General features: G+C 31.7%; 19 protein-coding genes and 1 other annotated feature. Of the genes, 7 read left to right on the top strand and 12 right to left on the bottom strand.

All coding sequences use genetic code 11. The features are described 5' to 3' along the window. Positions 1–282: 282 nt before the first annotated feature. Together EXD82_RS01220 and EXD82_RS01215 are read right to left on the bottom strand one after the other, a co-directional pair. Entirely contained in the window at positions 283–1,491 is a 1,209-nt protein-coding gene (locus tag EXD82_RS01220; RefSeq protein WP_142535090.1) for a homoserine dehydrogenase, read from the bottom strand. Positions 1,492–1,621: 130 nt separating this feature from the next. Beyond that, positions 1,622–1,855 (bottom strand) — a binding site (T-box leader). Positions 1,856–1,918: 63 nt separating this feature from the next. Further along, a complete protein-coding gene (locus tag EXD82_RS01215) occupies positions 1,919–2,815 on the bottom strand; it encodes a YihY/virulence factor BrkB family protein (protein ID WP_142535089.1) in 897 nt (298 codons plus the stop codon). Between the two features lie 157 nt (positions 2,816–2,972). On the opposite strand from EXD82_RS01215, the gene EXD82_RS01210 reads away from it, so the two are divergent. Beyond that, positions 2,973–3,818, top strand: coding sequence for a patatin-like phospholipase family protein (locus EXD82_RS01210; RefSeq protein WP_142535088.1), 846 nt, complete (start codon positions 2,973–2,975; stop codon positions 3,816–3,818). Between the two features lie 37 nt (positions 3,819–3,855). Here the strand turns inward: EXD82_RS01210 and EXD82_RS01205 are convergent, their stop codons facing one another. From EXD82_RS01205 to EXD82_RS01180, 6 genes are all read right to left on the bottom strand, one after another. Then, on the bottom strand, positions 3,856–5,550 hold the full coding sequence (locus tag EXD82_RS01205; protein ID WP_142535087.1) for a phospho-sugar mutase: 1,695 nt from the start codon (positions 5,548–5,550) through the stop codon (positions 3,856–3,858). 16 nt (positions 5,551–5,566) lie between these two features. Then, positions 5,567–5,917, bottom strand: a complete 351-nt coding sequence (locus EXD82_RS01200) for a DUF6483 family protein (protein WP_142535086.1) — start codon at positions 5,915–5,917, stop codon at positions 5,567–5,569. A 97-nt stretch (positions 5,918–6,014) separates the two neighbouring features. Then, on the bottom strand, positions 6,015–9,257 hold the full coding sequence (locus EXD82_RS01195; RefSeq protein ID WP_142535085.1) for an FtsX-like permease family protein: 3,243 nt from the start codon (positions 9,255–9,257) through the stop codon (positions 6,015–6,017). A gap of 2 nt (positions 9,258–9,259) precedes the next feature. Next, on the bottom strand, positions 9,260–9,964 hold the full coding sequence (locus tag EXD82_RS01190) for an ABC transporter ATP-binding protein (protein WP_142535084.1): 705 nt from the start codon (positions 9,962–9,964) through the stop codon (positions 9,260–9,262). A 243-nt stretch (positions 9,965–10,207) separates the two neighbouring features. Next, positions 10,208–10,753: an NADH peroxidase gene (locus EXD82_RS01185; protein ID WP_142535083.1), complete on the bottom strand. Its 546-nt coding sequence runs from the start codon at positions 10,751–10,753 to the stop codon at positions 10,208–10,210. 163 nt (positions 10,754–10,916) lie between these two features. Next, complete coding sequence (locus tag EXD82_RS01180) at positions 10,917–11,729, bottom strand: purine-nucleoside phosphorylase (RefSeq protein ID WP_142535082.1); 813 nt, start codon at positions 11,727–11,729, stop codon at positions 10,917–10,919. A gap of 193 nt (positions 11,730–11,922) precedes the next feature. Here EXD82_RS01180 and EXD82_RS01175 point away from each other — a divergent pair, with 193 nt between their 5' ends. From EXD82_RS01175 to EXD82_RS01150, 6 genes are all read left to right on the top strand, one after another. Further along, complete coding sequence (locus EXD82_RS01175) at positions 11,923–12,708, top strand: DUF3800 domain-containing protein (RefSeq protein ID WP_174919121.1); 786 nt, start codon at positions 11,923–11,925, stop codon at positions 12,706–12,708. Positions 12,709–12,796: 88 nt separating this feature from the next. Further along, positions 12,797–13,354 carry a TetR/AcrR family transcriptional regulator gene (locus EXD82_RS01170; protein WP_142535080.1) on the top strand — a complete coding sequence of 186 codons (558 nt, stop codon included), beginning with the start codon at positions 12,797–12,799 and terminating at the stop codon, positions 13,352–13,354. A gap of 73 nt (positions 13,355–13,427) precedes the next feature. Next, positions 13,428–13,853, top strand: coding sequence for a hypothetical protein (locus EXD82_RS01165; protein ID WP_142535079.1), 426 nt, complete (start codon positions 13,428–13,430; stop codon positions 13,851–13,853). A gap of 1 nt (position 13,854) precedes the next feature. Next, on the top strand, positions 13,855–14,229 hold the full coding sequence (locus tag EXD82_RS01160; protein WP_142535078.1) for an HsmA family protein: 375 nt from the start codon (positions 13,855–13,857) through the stop codon (positions 14,227–14,229). 288 nt (positions 14,230–14,517) lie between these two features. Beyond that, on the top strand, positions 14,518–14,904 hold the full coding sequence (locus tag EXD82_RS01155; protein WP_142535077.1) for a GntR family transcriptional regulator: 387 nt from the start codon (positions 14,518–14,520) through the stop codon (positions 14,902–14,904). Then, complete coding sequence (locus tag EXD82_RS01150) at positions 14,901–16,019, top strand: DUF5808 domain-containing protein (protein ID WP_142535076.1); 1,119 nt, start codon at positions 14,901–14,903, stop codon at positions 16,017–16,019. Before EXD82_RS01155 ends, EXD82_RS01150 begins: the two co-directional genes overlap by 4 nt. A 43-nt stretch (positions 16,020–16,062) precedes the next feature. On the opposite strand, the gene EXD82_RS01145 is transcribed toward EXD82_RS01150, so the two are convergent. The 4 genes from EXD82_RS01145 to dnaG all read right to left on the bottom strand — a co-directional run bounded on the left by EXD82_RS01145 (position 16,063) and on the right by dnaG (position 20,704). Then, the gene (locus tag EXD82_RS01145) at positions 16,063–16,869 is read right to left on the bottom strand and encodes a Nif3-like dinuclear metal center hexameric protein (protein ID WP_142535075.1); all 807 of its coding nucleotides are present in this window, start codon (positions 16,867–16,869) and stop codon (positions 16,063–16,065) included. A gap of 21 nt (positions 16,870–16,890) precedes the next feature. Then, positions 16,891–17,577 carry a tRNA (adenine(22)-N(1))-methyltransferase gene (locus tag EXD82_RS01140; RefSeq protein WP_142535074.1) on the bottom strand — a complete coding sequence of 229 codons (687 nt, stop codon included), beginning with the start codon at positions 17,575–17,577 and terminating at the stop codon, positions 16,891–16,893. 102 nt (positions 17,578–17,679) lie between these two features. After that, on the bottom strand, positions 17,680–18,855 hold the full coding sequence (rpoD, locus tag EXD82_RS01135; RefSeq protein ID WP_142535073.1) for an RNA polymerase sigma factor RpoD: 1,176 nt from the start codon (positions 18,853–18,855) through the stop codon (positions 17,680–17,682). 16 nt (positions 18,856–18,871) lie between these two features. Beyond that, complete coding sequence (dnaG, locus tag EXD82_RS01130; protein ID WP_142535072.1) at positions 18,872–20,704, bottom strand: DNA primase; 1,833 nt, start codon at positions 20,702–20,704, stop codon at positions 18,872–18,874. Positions 20,705–20,832: the final 128 nt, after the last annotated feature.

Below are 20,832 nucleotides of genomic sequence, written 5' to 3'. Positions count from 1 at the left end.
TATACTCAAAGAAAAGTACTCTGTAAACCTCATTTTTTAAAATTAAATATTATACTACTTTGTTATACTTTTTTCAATGCTTTTTATTAATTTTTCGATAAGTTTTTGAGTTCATTTACAGAATCTAGTGTTTTCAATATATTCACTGTTTTCCTGTTTTCCTGAAGTTTTTATTAATTTATATAAAGTTTAGTACAATAAAACAACATGTTTTTATTAATTTTTTTACTGTTTACTTATACTAATCTTTTGAACAAAAATCACTTATACTAAGATTTATCTTTAGTCTATCTTGATAATTCTTATTGAAGACTTCTGAAAACCTGTATTTTTCAGATATTCATCTATTTCATCAAGTTTCTTTTCTGTTACTTTTTCAATAAATACAGATATATCTCCATCTTTAGATAGTATTTTTCTGAAGATTAAGTTATTATCAGATAAAATATTTTCTACAACCTCATAACTTTCAACAGGATATCTTACTATAAAATCCTCTTTCTTTTCAGGATTTTTATATACATTTGTAATCTCATCAGATATTTCTGATAAATTTGACCCCGGATTTTCAATTATATCTGTAACATCAGAGTATACCGCACTTCCTGTCGCAAAACTTCCAGCACCCTTTCCTACAAGAGCAATTTTACCTACAGAGTCACCACATATTTCAACAAGATTGTTTTCATTTACTATTCCAGAAAGTGGATTGCCAGTTTCAACAGCAGCTGGTCTAACGTATCCTGATACTTTACCATTTTCAACTTCACTATGACATATAAGCTTTATTCTACATCCAAGCTCAGATGCTGAATCTATATCCAATGCTGATACTTTATCTATACCGCATATGTATAGATCTTTCCAGTTAACTCTTTTTTCAAAAGCTATATTGGAAAGTATAGCAAGTTTTCTTGCCGCATCATATCCAAATACATCTGCCGACGGATCAGCTTCTGCAAATCCTACTTCCTGAGCTTTTTTTAGAGCATCTTTATACTCCAGTTTTTCATCATGCATTTTTGAAAGTATAAAGTTAGTAGTTCCATTTAATATTGCATTTATACTTTTTATCTGGTTTCCAGACATAGCCTCACTCAATACTTTTATCACAGGAACTCCACCTGCAACAGATGCTTCAAACCTCAGGGAAACACCTTTTTCTCTGGCGATATTTATAAGTTCATCTCCATAATCTGCTATAACAGCCTTATTTGCTGTTACAACATTTATTCCATTTTCCAGAGCTCTTTTTATATACTTATATGCATTCTCCTCATCTCCTATAAGCTCTACAAGTGTGTCTATATCCTCAGAAAATATATCCTCTATATCTTCAGTTATTTTTTCATAGTGCTTTTTATCTATGTGCTTTCTTTTGTCTTTTACAAGGATTCCTTTGATTTCTATCCCTCTGTCCTTTGAATCCTTGTCTATCATATTTATAAGTCCACTTCCCACTACTCCATATCCTAATATTCCAAGTTTCATATTAATCCCTCCAATTATACTATAAATTCAATTATGTCTTTCTGATTATCCTGATGTCGTTTTATAATTTATCTTTTCGGGCTTCTCGTACGAAAACCAAATAAGGTGTAAAAAAATAACCGTCCTTTTATATAAGGACGGTTTTATCCGCGGTTCCACCTAATTTAATTATGCCTGATTGCATCAATTCACTCTTTACTTTAACGCAGTTAACGTCACTTCTTACTAATCCTGTATTTTTCAGAAACTTCAGAAAGCAGCTCCAGGGTAGTTTTCAACATTTCTTATCTAAGGAAACTTTCAGCCTGTGATTTCCAATCTCTGAAGACAGAATCATGTTTACTCGCCCTTTCTCAGCTTTTTTATGATTAAATTGTATTTATTGTATTATACAATTAATCTCATGTCAATATATTTTTACATACTTTTAATATCTTTTTTCAGAATTCTGAATTTGGGCATTGTCTATATAAGTTCCTGCATGTATATTGAATCTGTGTCCCTCTCTTCTCCTTCTTCTCTTATATATCCTTGAGTTTATTTCATATCCTATTACAATAACCCAACTACTCAGATATATCCATGTAAGAAGAACTATTACTTCCTCAAAACTTCCATATATAACTTCATAATTTGAATAGTTGTTAGTGTAAAATGAATATATAAATGACATAGTAAACCATCCCAAAGTTGCAAATACAGCTCCTGGAATAACTTCTGTAATTTTAAGCTTTATATTCGGAGTATATTTATAGAGAAGACAGAATACCAGTCCTGTTGATACAGTACCGACAACATATCTTGTTATGTCCCATACTTTTATAAAGATTCTATCTATATGCAGAAAATCGAATACAAGGTGACCAAGTTTTTCACCGTATACAAGAAGTATCATCGAAGAAAAGATTAGAATAACAAGTATCAATGTAAATACAAAAGAAATAAACATTACCTTTATAAAAGATCTTGTCTCCGGTGAAAGAAAAGCTCTATTCATACCCTTTATGAGTGCTTTTACAGCCCTTGAAAATGACCACATGGTAATAGCAAAACTCAGAAACAGATATCTTGTATCTCTGTTTGTTACAGCTGATTTTACAATTAGAACAATAAAATCTGTAGCCCGCCCTGGAATAACTCTTTCTATCATGCCTACATAAGATTCAATTTTAAGAGCCGGTATATATGCTACAGCTGAAACTGTAAACATCAGAAAAGGGAAAATAGAAAGCGTAAGGAAAAAAGCCACTTCTGCCGATTTTGAGCTAAGTTCACTATAATTCAGCTTTCCAAATATATAGTTCATCTTTTTTCTATCTATCATAAAACCAAAAACTTCCCTTCTTATAATTTTATATGATTATAAATATTATATATTTTAATCTGTACTTTGTCTATTTATATAAATTAATCCAATTATTCTTTATTAGGAAAATATTTTAGGTTATAATAGTATTTATACTTATTCCGGAGGTGATTTTATGAAAACAGGATTAGTTCTTGAGGGTGGCGGAATGAGAGGTCTTTATACTATCGGTGTCCTTGATTATTTCGCTTCATACAATATAAAATTTGATTATATAATAGGTGTTTCTGCTGGTGCATGCTCCGGTACTTCATATGTATCAGAACAACCAGGAAGAAATTATAGAGTAAATACAGAATATCTCTCAGATAAAAGATATTTAAGTGTGTCAAACTTCATTAAAACAGGTTCTCTTTTTGGTATGGACTTTATATTCGATGAAATACCAAATAAAATAGATTTGTTTGATTTTGATACATTTCTGAAGTCAGATTGTGAGTTTGTTACTGGTGTTACAGATGTAAAAACAGGCAAGCCTGTATATTTTGGAAAAGATGTATATGAAAATAATGATACCACTATTTTAAGAGCATCATCTTCCATACCGGTTTTTTCTCCACCTGTGAAATTCAGAGATGGGATTTATCTGGACGGTGGTACATCTGATCCAATTCCAATAAGAAAGGCTATTTCAGATGGATGCGACAAAATAATTGTCGTTCTTACCAGAGATAGAAATTATATCAAAAGTAAAGAAAGTTTCAGACCTATATATAAAACTATTCTTAGAAAATATCCGGAAATGATAAAAACACTTGATATAAGAGATTCCGTATATAACGAAACACGAAATTTTCTATTTGAACTTGAAAAACAGAAAAAAATTATTGTATTAGCTCCTTCTGTTCCTCCCGTTGCAGATAGATTCGAAAAAAGTGTAGATAAGTTAAAAGTAATATATGAGCTTGGAAAATCTGATGCAGCTGATAAGATTGATGAAATCATAGAGTATATAAAATAAAAACAGTACAGTCTAAATTGACTGTACTGTTTTTATTTTATATAAGATCCTTTATTCTTTCATTTATATAAGATTCTGCTGATTTTAAACTGTCTATTGCTTTTTCATCACTTTTTCCCGACATGGCTATATAGAACTTGATTTTAGGTTCTGTACCAGATGGTCTTATTGCAATCCATGAACCATCAGAAAGTATATATTTTATAACATCTGCAGTTGGATATCCTTCTACACCTAGTTTAAAGTCCTGTATTTCTGAAACAGATTTTCCAGATATTTCATCAGGATGGTTATTTCTAAACGATGTCATTATATTTTTTATCTTTTCTACACCGTCTATTCCTTTTAAAGTTACAGATACAGTTTTTTCTCTATAGTATCCGTATTTTTCATAAAGATCATTTAATGCTTCATAAAGAGTCTTTCCTTTTGAAACATGATATGCCGCCATTTCTGCTATTAAAAGAGAAGTTACAACCGCATCTTTATCTCTTGCATGAGTTCCGGCTAGATATCCATAGCTTTCCTCATATCCAAAGATAAACTCTTTATTTCCTTCTTTTTCATAGCCTCTCATCTTTTCACCTATAAATTTGAATCCTGTAAGTACATTTTCAACTTCAACATTATTTTCAGATGCTATAACTGCTCCAAATTCTGATGTAACTATTGATTTGACCATGACTGCATTTTCCGGAAGAACTCCTTTTTCTTTTCTCGAGCTTATTATATAATCTACAAGCAGACCACCTATCTGATTTCCTGTAAGAAGTACATACTCTCCATTTGAAGTCCTTACAGCAGTACCAACTCTATCGCAATCAGGATCAGTCGCTATGACAAGATCTGCCCCTTTTTCTTCGGCAAGTTTCACTGCTCTTTTAAGTGCTTTAGGATCTTCAGGATTCGGATACTCTATTCCTGAAAATTCAGAATCAGGATTCTCCTCTTCTGGCACAGTAATGACATTTTTAAAACCGACTTCTGATAAAGCTCTTCTTACAGGTATATTTCCTGTACCACATAGCGGTGTATATACTATTTTCATATTTTTTCCGTATGTTTCTATTATCTCAGGTCTTGAAATCTGTTTTTTAACAGCTTCTATAAATGCTTTGTCTTCCTTTTCACCTATATATTCTATAGATTTTCTGCTTTTTTCATCAATTACAGGTATTTTTGAATAATCATCTATATTTTCTATTTCATCCACTATTTTATTTGCTATCTCAGGCATTATCTGCGCTCCATCTGGTCCATATACTTTATATCCATTGTATTCAGGTGGATTATGGCTTGCAGTTATTACTATTCCTGCTGCACATTTCAGATATCTCACAAGGAAAGAAAGTTCCGGTGTGGTTCTAAGACTATCAAATATATATACTTTTATCCCGCTTGCTGCAAGTGTCTCTGCTGCCTCTCTGCAGAACTCATCTGATTTGTATCTGTTATCGTGGGCTATTACAACGCCTTTTTCCATATCCTCAATATTATTTTTTATTAAATATCTCGCAAGACCATATGTTGTTTTTCTCACAGTATACTTGTTTATTCTGTTTGTCCCATATTCTATGATACCTCTAAGTCCAGCTGTGCCAAATTCAAGTTCTTTGTAAAATCTATCTTCTATTTCTTTCTCATTGTTTTCAATAGATTTCAATTCTTTTTTTACAGAGTCATCAAAATAAGGATTCTCCATCCACTCTTTATATCTATCTATATAATTCATAAATTCTCCTCTCAAGCTATTCTATATCCAGGACTTCTCTAATGTCCATTATTCCTGTATTTATCTCTATTCTTTCAAATCCGGCTTCTTCAAGTTCCTTATCTGACTTCTCAGCGACCATAGTATAAAACTCTATAGCTATATACTTTAGGTTTTCAGAAGGATTGTTTTCAGCCCTATCAAAAAGATATTCTTCAGCCTCATTTATTTTATTCTCAAATACAAGTCTTTTTAAGGTTATAAGAAATATTTCTTCATCTGGTTCATACACAACATCCATATCATAATAATCGCTGTATTTTTTACCAAGAAGCATCTTCGCAATCTGTTTTTTTATAGTATTTACTACTTCATCTACTATAGGCATATTACACCTCCGCATTATATGTGATATAAAAAGTTGACTGATTTTATTTCAGTCAACTTTTTAATCTTTCCTATATATTTTAACTCTTATTCTTCTTCTAGTCTACTGATTTTAAAGATTCAACCATTTTTACATTCTTAAGTTTCCTATTCATAGCAAAATTTACGATAATTCCAAGAATTATTGTAAGTACAGCTGCTATAACATAACTTATAGGATTTATTATTCTTCCAAACATCATATTTTCAACTTCTACTGTAACCATTATAAATTGATGAAGAATTGTTCCTATAAATAACCCCAATATAGTTCCTATAATTGTAAGTATCACATTCTCACGATATATGTACTGCGATACTTCTCTATCGTAGAACCCAAGAACCTTTATTGTTGCTATTTCTCTTATTCTTTCTGAGATATTTACATTGCTGAGATTGTAAAGTACAACAAATGCAAGTGCACCAGCTGATATTATCATAAGCAGTACTACATAGTTAAGTGATTTTATTGTATCTGAAAAACTATCTCTTATACCAGTATTAAAACTTACAGCTTCCGCACATGTACTATTTATTATTTTTTCAGAGAATACTCCCTCATCATCAGAAGAAAGTTCTTTTTTCATATTCAGAAGTGCTGTATTTATTTCAGGATCTCTTCCATATATGTTTTTATAGGATTCTTTTGACATATACACATAATGATTTGTATAGTTTTCTGTTATACCTGTTATCTTAACCTTTTTCTTTATCTCGTTTTCATTTGTAAGCTCTACCTCATCTCCTACAGATGCTCCAAGATTTCTGGCTGCTTTTTCACTTATCACAATTCCATTATCTTTGAGTTTTATAGAATTGTGACCTTTTCTTTCTCTCAAGGTTATAAAATCATCCATTTTGGAGTTATCATCCGGTATCATTATAGTTACACTTTTTTCCTCATCATTCAGAACAACCTTTCCATTTTGACTTCCAAAAAGTGTATACTCTGATATATCTTTCTGACTTTTTATATACTCTTCAAGTTCGCTTAGTTTTTCTGATGACTCCTCATCATCAAATGTCACAGATGCATCGTATATAAAAAGTTCTCCAAACTGACCATCCACTATCATCTGTATAGAATCTTTTATACCAAAACCTGTAAGTATAAGAGCCGTACATCCTGATATTCCAAGAACTGTCATCATGAATCTCTTTTTGTATCTGAATATATTTCTAAGAGTAACTTTTCCTATAAAACTTATTCTGCCCCATATAAATGGAACTCTTTCAAGAAGTATCCTTTTTCCTATCTTAGGTGCTTTCGGTCTCATAAGAACTGATGGTGTTTCCATAAGTTCTTTGTAACATGCTCCAAATGCTGCAAGAGTAGTTACAAGTATAGAAACTATTACAGATGCTGCAGCTATAGGTACATTAAATTCCAGCTGTATTTCTGGAACTGTATACATAAGCGCATAGGCATTATATATTATTATCGGGAATACAGTATAGCCTATCATAAGGCCTATGATAGACCCTGTTATACTTGCTGAAAACGAATATACTATATATTTTTTAGCAATATCCCAGGTACTGTACCCAAGAGCTTTCATTGTTCCTATATTTATTCTCTGTTCATCGACCATTCTTGTCATTGTAGTAAGCGCAACAAGTGCAGCTACCAGTACAAAAAATACAGGGAAAATTGCTGCAAGTGCATCTATACTATCTGTACATCCGCTATATTCTGCAGTTGAATATAATTTATCTCTATTTAGAATATACCATTCCGGTTTTTCTATTTTTTCAATCTCATCCTCGGCATCCTGTATTTTTTTCTCCGCCTTTTTAAACTCATCTTCCGCTTTTTTTCTTGATTCTTCAAGTTCACTCTCCGCATCTTTCAGCTTTTCTTCATTTGATTTTATCTCAGCCTCAGCTTTTTCAAATTCAACTTTTGCTTTTTTCTGCATAGTATATAAATTACTTTTTTCTTTTGCAAGCTTTTCCTTATTATTTTTCAAATACGCTTTCTGAGTGGAAATCTGCTCTTTTGCGGAATCTATATTTTCCTGTATCTGATTAATCTGAGCCATTCCTGTATCATACTGTGCTTTTAACTCATTTAACCGACTCTGACTCTGAGAAATATTATTTTGTATAGCATCTTTTTCTTCATCTGAAATATTAGGATTTTTAAGACTCTCCTCAAGAGAGGATATCGTCCGGTTCAGATTACTGATCTGAGTCTCAAGAGATTTCAGTTGCTCCTGTGCTTTTTCAATCTCCCGATCTGCCTGATTTTCTTTTTCAGCCAGATTATCCTCGGCTTTATTTAATTCTTTCTCTGCCTGTTCAAGCTTTTTCTGTGCTGATTCAATTTCAGCAAATCCATCTTTTATCTGTTTTTCTGTACTTTTTTTCTTTGATGCCAGCTCAGCTTTTCCATCTTCAAGTTCCTGTTTTCCTTTTTTTATTTCATCTTCAGCATCATTTAATTTTTTCTCGGTATCATTTTTCTTATCATTGTATTCTTTTTTTGCATCATTAAGCTTTGCAGTCGCTTCTCCTACAATCTCATTATATCTGGCATCAATTCTTGCCCCAGAAATTTTTTCTATTCTATTTTCAACCTGTTTAACCGTATTTTTATACTCATCATAATATGAGTTCTTTCCTTTTGCATCCTTTACTGTAAGATATATCTCTGAAAACGCCTCTGTCTTGAAATCACTTTGAGGAACCATCATTACTCCATCTACACTTCCATCACCGATAGAAGTACTTCCAAGTTCAAAAGATAAGTAGTATGGGGTTTCCACTATTCCTGTGACAGTATATTTATCGCTTTTTAAACTATCTGTTATAGGATCATCGGTACCTGATTTTATATCTATACGGTCTCCAACATTCTTTGATATATCTGAGTATTTTGGTTTTATTATTACACATTCTCCCTGTTTTTCAGGAAGTCTGCCTTCTACTACCTTCACTTTATTTATATAATTATTGCCGCTGTCTTTATCCGGAAGTCCATGAACTGTTATAACATCTTCTCTATTATCAATTTCTGCTATAACATCCATTGAGTTTGACCGGAATACACCATCTACACCTTCCACTTTTTTTAGTTCTGAGGCATCCTCATCTGTAAGCCCTAAAGTTGAAATAACTCGTATATCCATAAGGTTATATTCGTCATAATATTTATCTGTTGTATCTCTCATAACAAGAGGTGTTATTTTTATACCAGAGAAAAATGCAACTCCGAGTGCCACTATAAGCATTATAGAAAGAAATCTTCCTCTGGATTTTTTTATATCTCTTATAATATCCTTTCTCAACGCATTTTTCATAATTACCACTCAATCCTTTCCACTGAAACAGGATTTTCATTTATTTCTATACTCTCAATTTTTCCATTTTTTACTCTTATGACCTTATCACCCATAGGTGCAATAGCAAGGTTGTGTGTTATTATTATTACAGTCATTCCCATTTCTCTGCATGTTTTCTGAAGAAGCTTAAGTATTGCTTTACCTGTATTATAATCCAATGCCCCAGTAGGTTCATCACACAGAAGTATTTTAGGATTTTTAGCGATCGCTCTTGCAATTGCTACTCTCTGCTGTTCTCCGCCTGATAGCTGTGCCGGAAAGTTATCCTTTCTGTCCTCAAGTCCAACATCTCTCATAACATCGTCAATATCCAATGGATTTCTACATATCTGTGTCGCAAGTTCAACGTTTTCTCTTGCTGTAAGATTCTGTACAAGGTTATAAAACTGGAATACAAAACCTATATCATACCTTCTGTATGTTATAAGTTCTTTGTCAGAAAAATCATCTATTCTTTTACCATCAACTTTAACCATTCCGGAAGTTACAGTATCCATTCCTCCAAGAATATTAAGTATTGTACTTTTTCCGGCACCACTTGCACCTACTATTATTGCACATTCTCCTTTTTCGATTGAAAAATCAACTCCGTTAAGTGCGGCTATGTCAATTTCTCCCATATGATATATTTTTTTTACGTCTTTGAATTCTATATATCCACTCATATGCATCCCTCTATTTTATTTAAATACACTGTATTTTTTGATAATTCACTTTATTTAATATTAGTATACATCATAAATGCATATTATACTAGTATATGAAATTTATTATTGAAAATATATAAATACTTTTATTTTTGTAGGAATATAAGTATTCATATATTTAATTATATAAGACAGCTTATAATACCCCCTTTTATTGCATAAAAAATACTGCACACATAATGTGTGCAGTATTATAAAGTATTATTTACCAAAGTATCTGTTTAATAATCCTAGGAATGCTTTACCGTGTCTAGCTTCATCTTTACACATTTCATGAACTGTATCATGTATAGCATCTAATCCTAGTTCTTTAGCTCTCTTAGCTAATTTTAATTTTCCATCAGTTGCACCGTACTCAGCGTCAACTCTTAATTCAAGGTTTTTCTTAGTTGAAGTCTCAACAACTTCTCCTAATAATTCAGCAAATTTTGCAGCATGCTCAGCTTCTTCGAAAGCTATTCTTTTGTAAGCTTCTGCTACTTCTGGGTATCCTTCTCTGTCTGCCTGTCTAGACATTGCAAGATACATACCAACTTCTGTACATTCACCAGTGAAGTTTGCTCTTAATCCTTCAACTATTTCCTCGTCAACACCTTTTGCAACACCTATTCTGTGTTCGTCAGCCCAAACTCTCTCTCCAGCCATTTCCTCGAATTTTTCTGGTCCAACCTTACATACTGGACACTCAGCTGGTGCAGCATCTCCTTCATGTATATATCCACATACTGTACATATCCATTTTTTCATAACTAAATCCTCCATTAACCTTATCATTCTAAATTATTTATTGTTTAAAGATTTTATTTATCTTTGTTATGGTATTTATATACCCGCTCTTTTGAGTCTCAAACAAAAAAATATAACTTTTTAATAATTTTATGCAAAAAATATTTTTATTGAATAATCGCTGTTAAATTTCACTTACTATTTCAGATACAAGGTTTATGAAATCAGATTTTATTCTATTGGTTACCTCTATTACATCCTCATGGTTTAGTTTTTCATCAAGTATTCCCGCCGCCATATTGGATATACATGAAATACCGATAACCTTTATACCACAGTGTACAGCCGTTATTACTTCAGGAACAGTAGACATTCCAACCGCATCAGCTCCCATTATTCCAGCCATTTTAACTTCTGCAGGTGTTTCATAGTTTGGACCTGAGAAAAACATATACACCCCTTCTTTTAAGTCCATACCTATTCTTTCGGCAATATTTTTTACTGTTTTTCTATACTCGGAATTATATGCATCTGACATATCCGGGAATCTAGGTCCTATTTTGTCATCATTTTCTCCTATAAGAGGATTTGAACCACTGAAATTTATATGATCTTTTATAAGCATTAGATTTCCAGCCTTAAAATCTCTATTTACTCCACCTGCTGCATTTGTAACTATTAAAGTTTCTACTCCTAATTCTTTCATAACTCTTACAGGCATTGCTATAAGCCTTTGAGAATGTCCCTCATAAAAATGAAATCTACCTTTCATCACGATTACATTTTTTCCCATATATTTACCTGCAACAAGTTCCCCCGCATGACCTTTTACAGTAGATTCAGGAAATCCAGGTATATCCGAATATTTTATTGATATAGGATTTTCAACTTTGTCGGCAATTACTCCTAAACCTGAACCTAATATAAGTCCAATTTCTGGTGTTACATCTATTTTTTCTTTTATATACTCTGCTGCTTTTTTTATTTCGTTATACATTTTGTTTCCTCCTTATTTACTTTATATATCATTATATATTAAACACTTTTTTTATTCAATAAATATAGTTTTAAGTGCTTGTAAAATCACTGCTTTCTTAATATATTTTGATTTTAACTATTATTATGTTATGATTATTATATAGAATATGATTGTTCAATATTCACAAATAATTGAAACTGGAGGAGTTAAATTGATCAACATATATATAGATGATTCCGGAAGTAGAAGTCTAAAAGATTTAGATCAGCCTGTGTATCTGCTTTCAGCTGTGTGTATAGATAACACAGATTTTAATGATGTATCTGATAAAATGAATACTATAATATCCAGATTAAAGGAAAAAATAGAAGCCACTATGTATTCAGCATTCGAAAAAAATTCCTATACATTTGGAAGATCAAATAAATTGTCACATCTTCTTACGGAAATGGTTATATCTGAAGAATTTGAGCTTCACTGCTCTGAAATAATCAGAGGAGATATTCCATATATAATACTCGATAAGGATGATAGAATAAATACAATCAAAAGAGTGCTTAGAATAATAGACAAATTGAATATACAGATTTTTACTGTCTATTGTGATAAACATGAATTTACCTGCAGACACGGAAAATCTTCTGAAAGTGATACCCTTCTTAATAAAAGAATGAATGAGGCTCTGATGGAAAGTCTTTTTCATTATCTTGAGAAAAATGATGAATACGCATGTATTATTGCAGATGAGGGAAATTATACAGTTGAAAATTTTACTGTTCCATATGTTATTGAACATCCAAATAATCGAATAAGTTCCGAAATAATGCAGAAAAAAAGTTATGAAAGTGTAAATATTCAGATTGCGGATGTCTGTGCATACACCTCAAACATGAAACTTATGCATAACATAAAAAAAGATAACTATAAGCACAAGAAAATAGCTGAAGAACTTTTTGAAATAATTGAACCTTATAATATTATAGAGAGAATCCTGTAGGATTCTCTTTTTTTAATAAAGAGTTGACTTTTATTGATGCTGCATATACAATTTATATGAACAATGTTCATATAGAGGAGATGATATTTTGAATCCACAAATTACTTCCAGAAAGGAAATTATTTATGTTTGTACAGAAATGGTTCAAAAGAATGGTATATCTTCTATAAATATGAGAAGTGTTGCCGCTGAATGTGGAATTTCTGTCGGTGCTCTTTATAATTATTTTGAATCTAAATCCGATCTTTTATGTTCTGTTACAGAGGGAATATGGATGGATATTTTTGATGTTCCGGGAGATGGATTCAGTTCAGATAACTTTATAAAATCAATTTCATATTTATTTGAAAGCATTGACAAAAGCGCCAGAAAATATCCACAGTTTATTCTCACACATGCAGTGGCATTTGCTCCGGAAGATAAATCCGCTGCGGTAAAAAGCATGTCAAAGTACATACAAAAGATAAAGAATAATCTTATTTTTGTTCTTTTAAATGATTCTTCAATATCACCTGACGCTTTTGATGAGAATATGACAGCTGAAATATTTGTTGATTTTATATTCGAATTATTTATATCGAATACTATAACTCTTCATCATGACTATAGAGGTATACTTAAAATTGCAGAAAAATATCTTTATTAGCCCGCTTTATTATGCGGGAATTTTATCACCCAACATGAACTATGTTCACATAAATTTCGAGGAGGTATACAATATGAATATAAGAAAGCAAAATCTTCTTATTATAGCCTGTCTTGTTTGGGCTATTGCAGGTTTTAATATACTTAAAATAGGTATTTCTTCTTATATAGGATATGTAAACATTATAAACATCATAACTTCTTTGATTATATTTTCTTTATTCTGGTTTTTGGTTTTTTCAAAACTTACATCGAAACATACACTTAGAATTATATCTTATGACGAGGAATATCAGTTTTTCCTTAAATTTTTCGATAAAAAATCATTTATGATTATGGCGTTTATGATGAGTTTTGGTATATGTATACGCACATTCAAACTTATGCCATTGAAATTTATTGCAGTTTTTTATACTGGACTAGGTTCTGCTTTATTTCTTGCAGGAGCTGTTTTCGGTTTAAATTATATAAATCATATAAGAAAAAAGGAGGAATTATAATATGTCAGGTCTTTTAATTTATGCAGTTATCTGTATAACTCTTGCGCTTGTATTTTATACAATCGGGGTGTTCTCAGAAAGAAAATCAGGAAAACTGAAAAAATGGCATGCTGCTGTATTCTGGGCAGGATTTGTTTTTGATACTTCTGGCACAACTCTTATGTCAAAAATAGCTGGAGAAGGTTTTAATTTTGATCTTCACGGTATAACCGGATTAGTAGCACTTCTTCTTATGGCATTCCATGCAGTATGGGCAACTGTTATACTTATCAGAGGAAGCGAAGAGTCAAAGAAAACTTTCCATAAATTCAGTATTGCAGTATGGGCAATATGGCTTATTCCATATGTAATAGGAATGTTTATAGGCATGAAATAAAAAAGGCTGTAGCGTATATAATACGCACAGCTTTTTTACATTTAAAAAGCAGAACCCGTCAACTCGTGTCCCGCTCCTTTTCGCTATTCCACTACTCAGGTAGAGTAAAACCCGTCAACTCGTGTTTTACACCACCATCTTTTCACTTATATATTAACATTTTTTAACATTTTTTTCAATGATTTAACAGTAAATTTTCAGAAAATTACCTTGTCCATATTGACCTTTTATTATAATTGTTATATATTATATATAACAATTATAATATATATAACAGGAGGTGGTTCTATGAAGATAAATCTGGATTTCAACAGCGATAGGTCTATATATATACAAATAAAAGAAAGCATTTTAAAATCAATTGCAAAAGGAGAACTTCACAAAGGCGAGTCTCTTCCATCAGTACGAAATCTATCAGAAAGCATAGGAGTGAATTTGCATACTGTTAATAAATCCTATAACGAGCTTAAAGATTCCGGGTTTTTAAATATAGATAGAAGAAAAGGAGCCATAGTGGCCAATCTTCCCCTTGAACCGGACGAAAAAACTTTTTCTGATATAGAGAAAAAACTGGAGATACTTGTATATGAAGCTTTTCTTTCAGGTATGGATAAAGAATCATTTATTGATCTATGCGGAAAAATATACGATGAATGCGAGGTGTCAGAAAAATGACAAACTTAATATCAGTCCTTGTCTATCTACCTACAATAATATTTATAACTATACTGTATTTAAATATGCAGAGACTTTCAGGAAAAAGAATTTTCTACGGAGTTTATATACCATTTGAATTCAGAAAAACTGATGAGCTTATAAACTGCGAAAGATCTTATAAAAAATCAATTATAATATCAGGAATACTGTTTTCTGTTATGCAGATTATATTCAGCATATTATGTGGTAATTCATATGATGGCTTAAGTGTATTTTTTATCACTTTACCTCTTCTGGCATCTGTATTAGTCGATTTTATAGTATATTATCGTACATACAAACGTATACTTGAGTTTAAAAACTCTCATATAACAGAAATTAAATCACTGCTTGATAAAAGCAAAATTCAGACACAGGATATTGAATTTTTATCAGAGAAAAACAGAATTATAAAAAAATACACTTATATATATATGATACCCCTTTGTATTTCAATTATAATAGCTATTTATGCAGCTTTTAATTACAGACTTGTAGATGGTCCTATACCTGTACACTATGGATTCAGCGGTGAAGCCGACAGATTTGTAGAAAATACTCCTTTTAATTATTATTCAAATATAGCACTGATTTCTCTTGTGAATATAATTATACCTGCATCAACTTTATTTTCTCTTAGAGCAAGGATTAAAATAAATCATAATGATACTGTTGAAAGTATAAAAAAATGTCTTTTCTATTTTGAAGGACTTGCTGCATCAATGCTTATCCTTGAGATATCTATAGCTGTTATGTTATCTGCTATAGTACTTGCTCCTATATGGGGCTCAATTCCTCCTGGAATAATGATTGCATGCGTTGTTTTTCTATTCGTTTCAATGTTTCCAATGCTTTATTTTTCAACAAAATTAAAAAGAGGAAGTATTTCATCGTCTTATACACCAGACGATGAAGAAAAATATTGGATTATAGGAAGCATATACAACAATCCAGATGATCCATCAGTATTTGTTCAGAAAAGATTTGGAATAGGTTGGACTGTAAATATCGGAAATATATATGGTAAATTATCGGTAGCAGCTGTAATTATTCTGATTGTCGTTTCAATTATATTTTCAATAGCAGTTTCATAAATTAATATAAAAAAGGGTGGATAAAATTTTCCACCCTTTTACTCTATACAATTATATTAAATGGATTAAGATTAACTTCACTTTTTATTATCTCAACGTCGCTTATTTCAGATGAAAGGAATCTGTACATAACATCTTTAAATATGTTTTCTGTATCAAAATGACCGCAATCTATCATATTCATACCTGCATCGTACACATCCTGGGCTTCATGATATTTTACATCTCCTGTTACTATTACATCTGCTCCCATAGCCATAGATTTTGATGCAAATTCAGATCCTGCACCTGTAACAACAGCTACTCTCTGTATAGATGCATCAGGATTACCTACTGCTCTTACACAATCACTCTCAAGTATATTTTTTAATCTTTTGCAGAATTCTCTTAGAGTTGTTTTTTCTTTCAGCTCCCCTATTCTTCCTATACCGTATTTTTTACCGTCATAGTAGAATTCGTCCGAATCTATAGCATCAAGAACTTTTGTATTTCCTATACCGATTATTTCCATGAAATAATCATTAAGTCCATCAAATGCTATATCGTAGTTTGTATGCATAGAATATACATCTATATCATTTTTAATAAGTTTCTGTATAAGCCTTCCCTTTAGAGTCTCACTGTTAACCTTTGCTATTTTTCCGAATATAAATGGATGATGCGAAACTATAAGATCCACATTTTTTTCAATAGCTTCATCTACAACATCTTCATTCACTTCAAGAACAGTCATTATTTTTTCTATATCGTGTTCATAATCTCCTACCATAAGTCCTACATTATCCCAATCATATGCAAGATGAGTAGGATAAGAACTTTCTATAGTATCAATTATTTCTCTTAATTTCATAATATCATCCTTTCTTTAATGCTATATCATATCTGAAAGTTTTTTTATTTTTTCCTCTACTTCACATTTTCTCGATATAATATTTTCACTGTCTATTCCTTCCAGTTTTTCCAGTATTGATTTATTGGTATTTATCTTTTTCTCTATAAATTTGACAAAAAGATCGTTTTTATTTTCCAGAAGTTTTTCTCCAACCTCATAATATATTTCATCTTCTGGAGTATTATTTTTTCCAGTATATCTTGCAATCATTATCTCATATATTCTGAAGTCCTCGTTTTCAAGTACTTCCTCCATTATTTCGTATCCATTGTTTAAAAGATATTTTCTAAGTTCATCCTGTGCCTGCATTGGCTGAAGTATAAGTTTTTCTGCACTGTGAGCAACTTCTTTTTTTGCTTCAAGAAGTTCAGCTATAAGCGCACCACCCATACCTGCAATTATTATTTCATCCACTTCGCCTTTTTCAAGTACTTCTATACCAGATCCCAGTCTTAAATCTGTTTTATTTTCAAGACCGTTATGTCTTACTTCTTTTCTTGCATTTTCAAGAGGTCCTTTGTTTATATCTGCAAGTATTGCAAATGGTATTATACCTTTATTTAAAAGATATACTGGTATATATCCATGATCAGTTCCTATATCAGCTATTCTTTTGCCTTCAGATACAAAAGATGCTATTTTTAAAAGTCTATCTGTTATCTTCAATTTATTTCTCCTTTTCGATATTTTGCTCATTATATTATTATATAGAAAAAATACGCCTATAACAAGGCGTATCCTTTCCTATAACAAAATAATAATTTCTTATTAATCAAGATAGTCTCTAAGCTTTTTAGATCTACTTGGATGTCTAAGCTTTCTAAGTGCTTTTGCTTCTATCTGTCTTATTCTCTCTCTAGTAACGTCAAATTCCTTACCAACTTCTTCAAGTGTTCTTGCACGTCCATCTTCAAGACCAAATCTAAGTTTAAGAACTTTCTGCTCTCTTTCGTTAAGAGAACCAAGAACTTCTTCTATCTGTTCTTTTAGAAGCGAATATGCCGCTGAAACATCTGGAGCTGGCGCATCATCATCTGGTATAAAATCTCCAAGATGAGAATCTTCTTCTTCTCCTATAGGTGTTTCAAGAGATACCGGATCCTGAGCTATCTTCATGATTTCTCTTACTTTTTCTTCTGAAAGATCCATTTCTTTTGCTATCTCCTCAGGTTTTGCATCTCTACCAAGTTCCTGAAGTAACTGTCTTGAAACTCTTATAAGTTTATTTATTGTTTCAACCATGTGTACAGGTATTCTTATTGTTCTTGCCTGGTCAGCAATTGCACGTGTTATCGCCTGTCTTATCCACCATGTTGCATATGTTGAGAATTTATAACCTTTTGTATAGTCAAATTTTTCAACGGCTTTTATAAGACCAAGGTTTCCTTCCTGTATAAGATCAAGGAAAAGCATTCCTCTACCTACATATCTTTTCGCTATACTTACAACAAGTCTAAGGTTTGCCTCTACAAGTCTCTGTTTTGCAAGTTCGTCTCCCTCATGCATTCTTTTCGCATATTCAACTTCCTCGTGAGGTTTTAGTAGGGGTATCTTTCCTATTTCCTTAAGATACATTCTTACAGGGTCATCTATGCTTATTCCTTTTGGTAAACTTAAATCTACAGCTTCACCTTCCTCTGATGAGTCTTTGTCATCTTCACCAGATAAATCGTCGATACTATCAAGTTCCATATCATCTCTTCCTGCTGCAAATTCAGCACCACTGTTCTGAGATTTTTCATCTATAAGCTCTATACCTACATTCTGTAAAGTCTCATATAGATTTTCCATCTGTGCCTTGTCAAGTTCGACAGTTTCAAAAGTATCACTTATTTCCTCAAAAGTAAGTGAGCCTCTTTTTTTACCCTTAGCCATAAGTATACTGGCTTTTTCCTTAAGTTCATCGTTTATATTTTTTCCTTTGTTTTTTACGCTATCTGCCACAAGATTGACCCCCTTCCTATAAACTTCTTAATCTCTTGTTCATTTCAACTATTTGTAGAGCAATATTCATAATCTCAACATCAACCTCTTTCAATTCTGTTTTTTGTTCAGAGCCAAGACTTTTTCTCTTTGTTTCAAGCTCTGCCTGCTTTACAACAAGTGATTCCATTTTATTTTTCATACCATTTTTCTTTACATTTCTTATCATCTCTTCTACTTCTTTTCTATTGAATATATCTATTGCTGATATTTCTGTTTTCTGTAGCAAATTCATGTAATTCTCTGGTATGTTTATTTCTTTAATATCTATTCTTTCTGATTCTTCCTTTGAATCATATTCTAATATCTCTTTAAATACCTTCTGGGCATCCTCAGATATAAAATCATCATAATCAAGTTTAAGAGACGCTATTTCCCTTATATCTCTTTTTTCAAGCATAGACTTTAAAAGCAATGCCTCCGTATTTTCTTCGCCATGCTCTATGGCACTCATTTTTTCTATGTGAATCTTTTCATTTTTTAAACTTGTATTGTTTTTACCGCTTTTTCTATTCGCCGTATATGATTTTCCATAAATTTCTTTTTTTATTGATTCAACATCTATCCCGGCTATTTTTCCTACATATCCTGCATAATAATCTATCTCTACAGGACTTTTTATAGATTTTATAAGATTTGCCGCTTTTCTTGCAAATTTTATCGCATCTTCTCCATTATCTATATCAAAATCTCTTTTCATTATATCTATTCTGAATTTTGTCCGTTCAATGGATTCTTTTACAGCTTTATTATAATTAGCTACACCATATTTTCTGACATACTCGTCAGGATCTTTAGCATCTGAAAGATTAAGTACTCTTGCTGATAATCCCTCTTTCTGAAGTATGTCTATAGCTCTTATAGCAGCCTTTATACCTGCCTCATCGGAGTCATACGATATAATAACAACATCCGCATATCTTTTTATAAGAGATGCCTGCTGCTGAGTTATAGCAGTTCCTAAAGTTGCGACAGTATTTTTTATACCATATTGATTGAGCGATATAAGATCCATATATCCTTCGACTAGTATAAGAGTCCTATCCTTTATATTCTTTCTGGCAAAATTGAGACCATAAAGATTATGTCTTTTATTGAATATCAGAGTATCTGGAGAATTTAAATACTTCGGAAGAGAATCATCAAGAACCCTTCCCCCAAATCCAATTACATTTCCTCTATAATCAAAAATAGGAAACATAACGCGATTTCTGAATTTATCATAATATCTATCCTCGTATTTTGTGCTTTTCCCCGCGAGACCGCACTCCATAAGTTCTTCTATCGAATAACCTTTATTTTCTGTTAAATAATCTATAAGACTGCTCCATCCATCAGGCGCGAAACCAAGTCCGAAGCTCTTTATTGTCTTATCGTCAAGCCCTCTGTTTCTCAGATAATCATAGCCTCTATTCTTTGATTTCATAAGTTGCGCATAATAAAATCTCGCTGCTTCAACATGTATATCCTGATATTTTTTAGAAAGCTCGATTTTCTTTTTTGTATCTTCATCCATATTGAAATTTATATCTATACCACATCTGGATGCAAGAAGTTTAACCGCGTCCATAAAATCAAGATTTTCAATTTTCATTATAAAATTTATAACATCTCCACCTTCACCACATCCAAAGCATTTGTAGATCTGTTTCGATGTATTAATATAAAAAGAGGGTGTTTTTTCAACATGAAAAGGACATAAACCCTTGTAATTTCCGCCTGATGGATTTATTTTTATATAATCTGAAATTATACTTGCTATATCGCATCTGGCTTTAATCTCGTCTATGATTTCCTTCATATCATTCATACTAACACACCCTTCTATGATTTTGGTTTCAGTAAAATCTTTTAAACGTGATTTTTTGTCTTAACATTTCTATTTTACATGATATTTTATCTTTGTCAATGTTTAATATTATAATTATTCGACTTATT

This window comes from Peptacetobacter hominis, assembly GCF_006861675.1.
GTDB classification, from domain to species: Bacteria; Bacillota; Clostridia; order Peptostreptococcales; family Peptostreptococcaceae; genus Peptacetobacter; species Peptacetobacter hominis.
This window is presented reverse-complemented; position numbering and strand designations above follow the sequence as displayed.

Bases quoted from the DNA above. Each gene is read 5' to 3' on its own strand.
- EXD82_RS01220 (WP_142535090.1), bottom strand. From the start codon at position 1,491: ATGAAACTTGGAATATTAGGATATGGAGTAGTGGGAAGTGGACTTATA.
- EXD82_RS01215 (WP_142535089.1), bottom strand. From the start codon at position 2,815: ATGATAGATAGAAAAAAGATGAACTATATATTTGGAAAGCTGAATTAT.
- EXD82_RS01210 (WP_142535088.1), top strand. From the start codon at position 2,973: ATGAAAACAGGATTAGTTCTTGAGGGTGGCGGAATGAGAGGTCTTTAT.
- EXD82_RS01205 (WP_142535087.1), bottom strand. From the start codon at position 5,550: ATGAATTATATAGATAGATATAAAGAGTGGATGGAGAATCCTTATTTT.
- EXD82_RS01200 (WP_142535086.1), bottom strand. From the start codon at position 5,917: ATGCCTATAGTAGATGAAGTAGTAAATACTATAAAAAAACAGATTGCG.
- EXD82_RS01195 (WP_142535085.1), bottom strand. From the start codon at position 9,257: ATGAAAAATGCGTTGAGAAAGGATATTATAAGAGATATAAAAAAATCC.
- EXD82_RS01190 (WP_142535084.1), bottom strand. From the start codon at position 9,964: ATGAGTGGATATATAGAATTCAAAGACGTAAAAAAAATATATCATATG.
- EXD82_RS01185 (WP_142535083.1), bottom strand. From the start codon at position 10,753: ATGAAAAAATGGATATGTACAGTATGTGGATATATACATGAAGGAGAT.
- EXD82_RS01180 (WP_142535082.1), bottom strand. From the start codon at position 11,729: ATGTATAACGAAATAAAAAAAGCAGCAGAGTATATAAAAGAAAAAATA.
- EXD82_RS01165 (WP_142535079.1), top strand. From the start codon at position 13,428: ATGAATATAAGAAAGCAAAATCTTCTTATTATAGCCTGTCTTGTTTGG.
- EXD82_RS01160 (WP_142535078.1), top strand. From the start codon at position 13,855: ATGTCAGGTCTTTTAATTTATGCAGTTATCTGTATAACTCTTGCGCTT.
- EXD82_RS01155 (WP_142535077.1), top strand. From the start codon at position 14,518: ATGAAGATAAATCTGGATTTCAACAGCGATAGGTCTATATATATACAA.
- EXD82_RS01150 (WP_142535076.1), top strand. From the start codon at position 14,901: ATGACAAACTTAATATCAGTCCTTGTCTATCTACCTACAATAATATTT.
- EXD82_RS01145 (WP_142535075.1), bottom strand. From the start codon at position 16,869: ATGAAATTAAGAGAAATAATTGATACTATAGAAAGTTCTTATCCTACT.
- dnaG (WP_142535072.1), bottom strand. From the start codon at position 20,704: ATGAATGATATGAAGGAAATCATAGACGAGATTAAAGCCAGATGCGAT.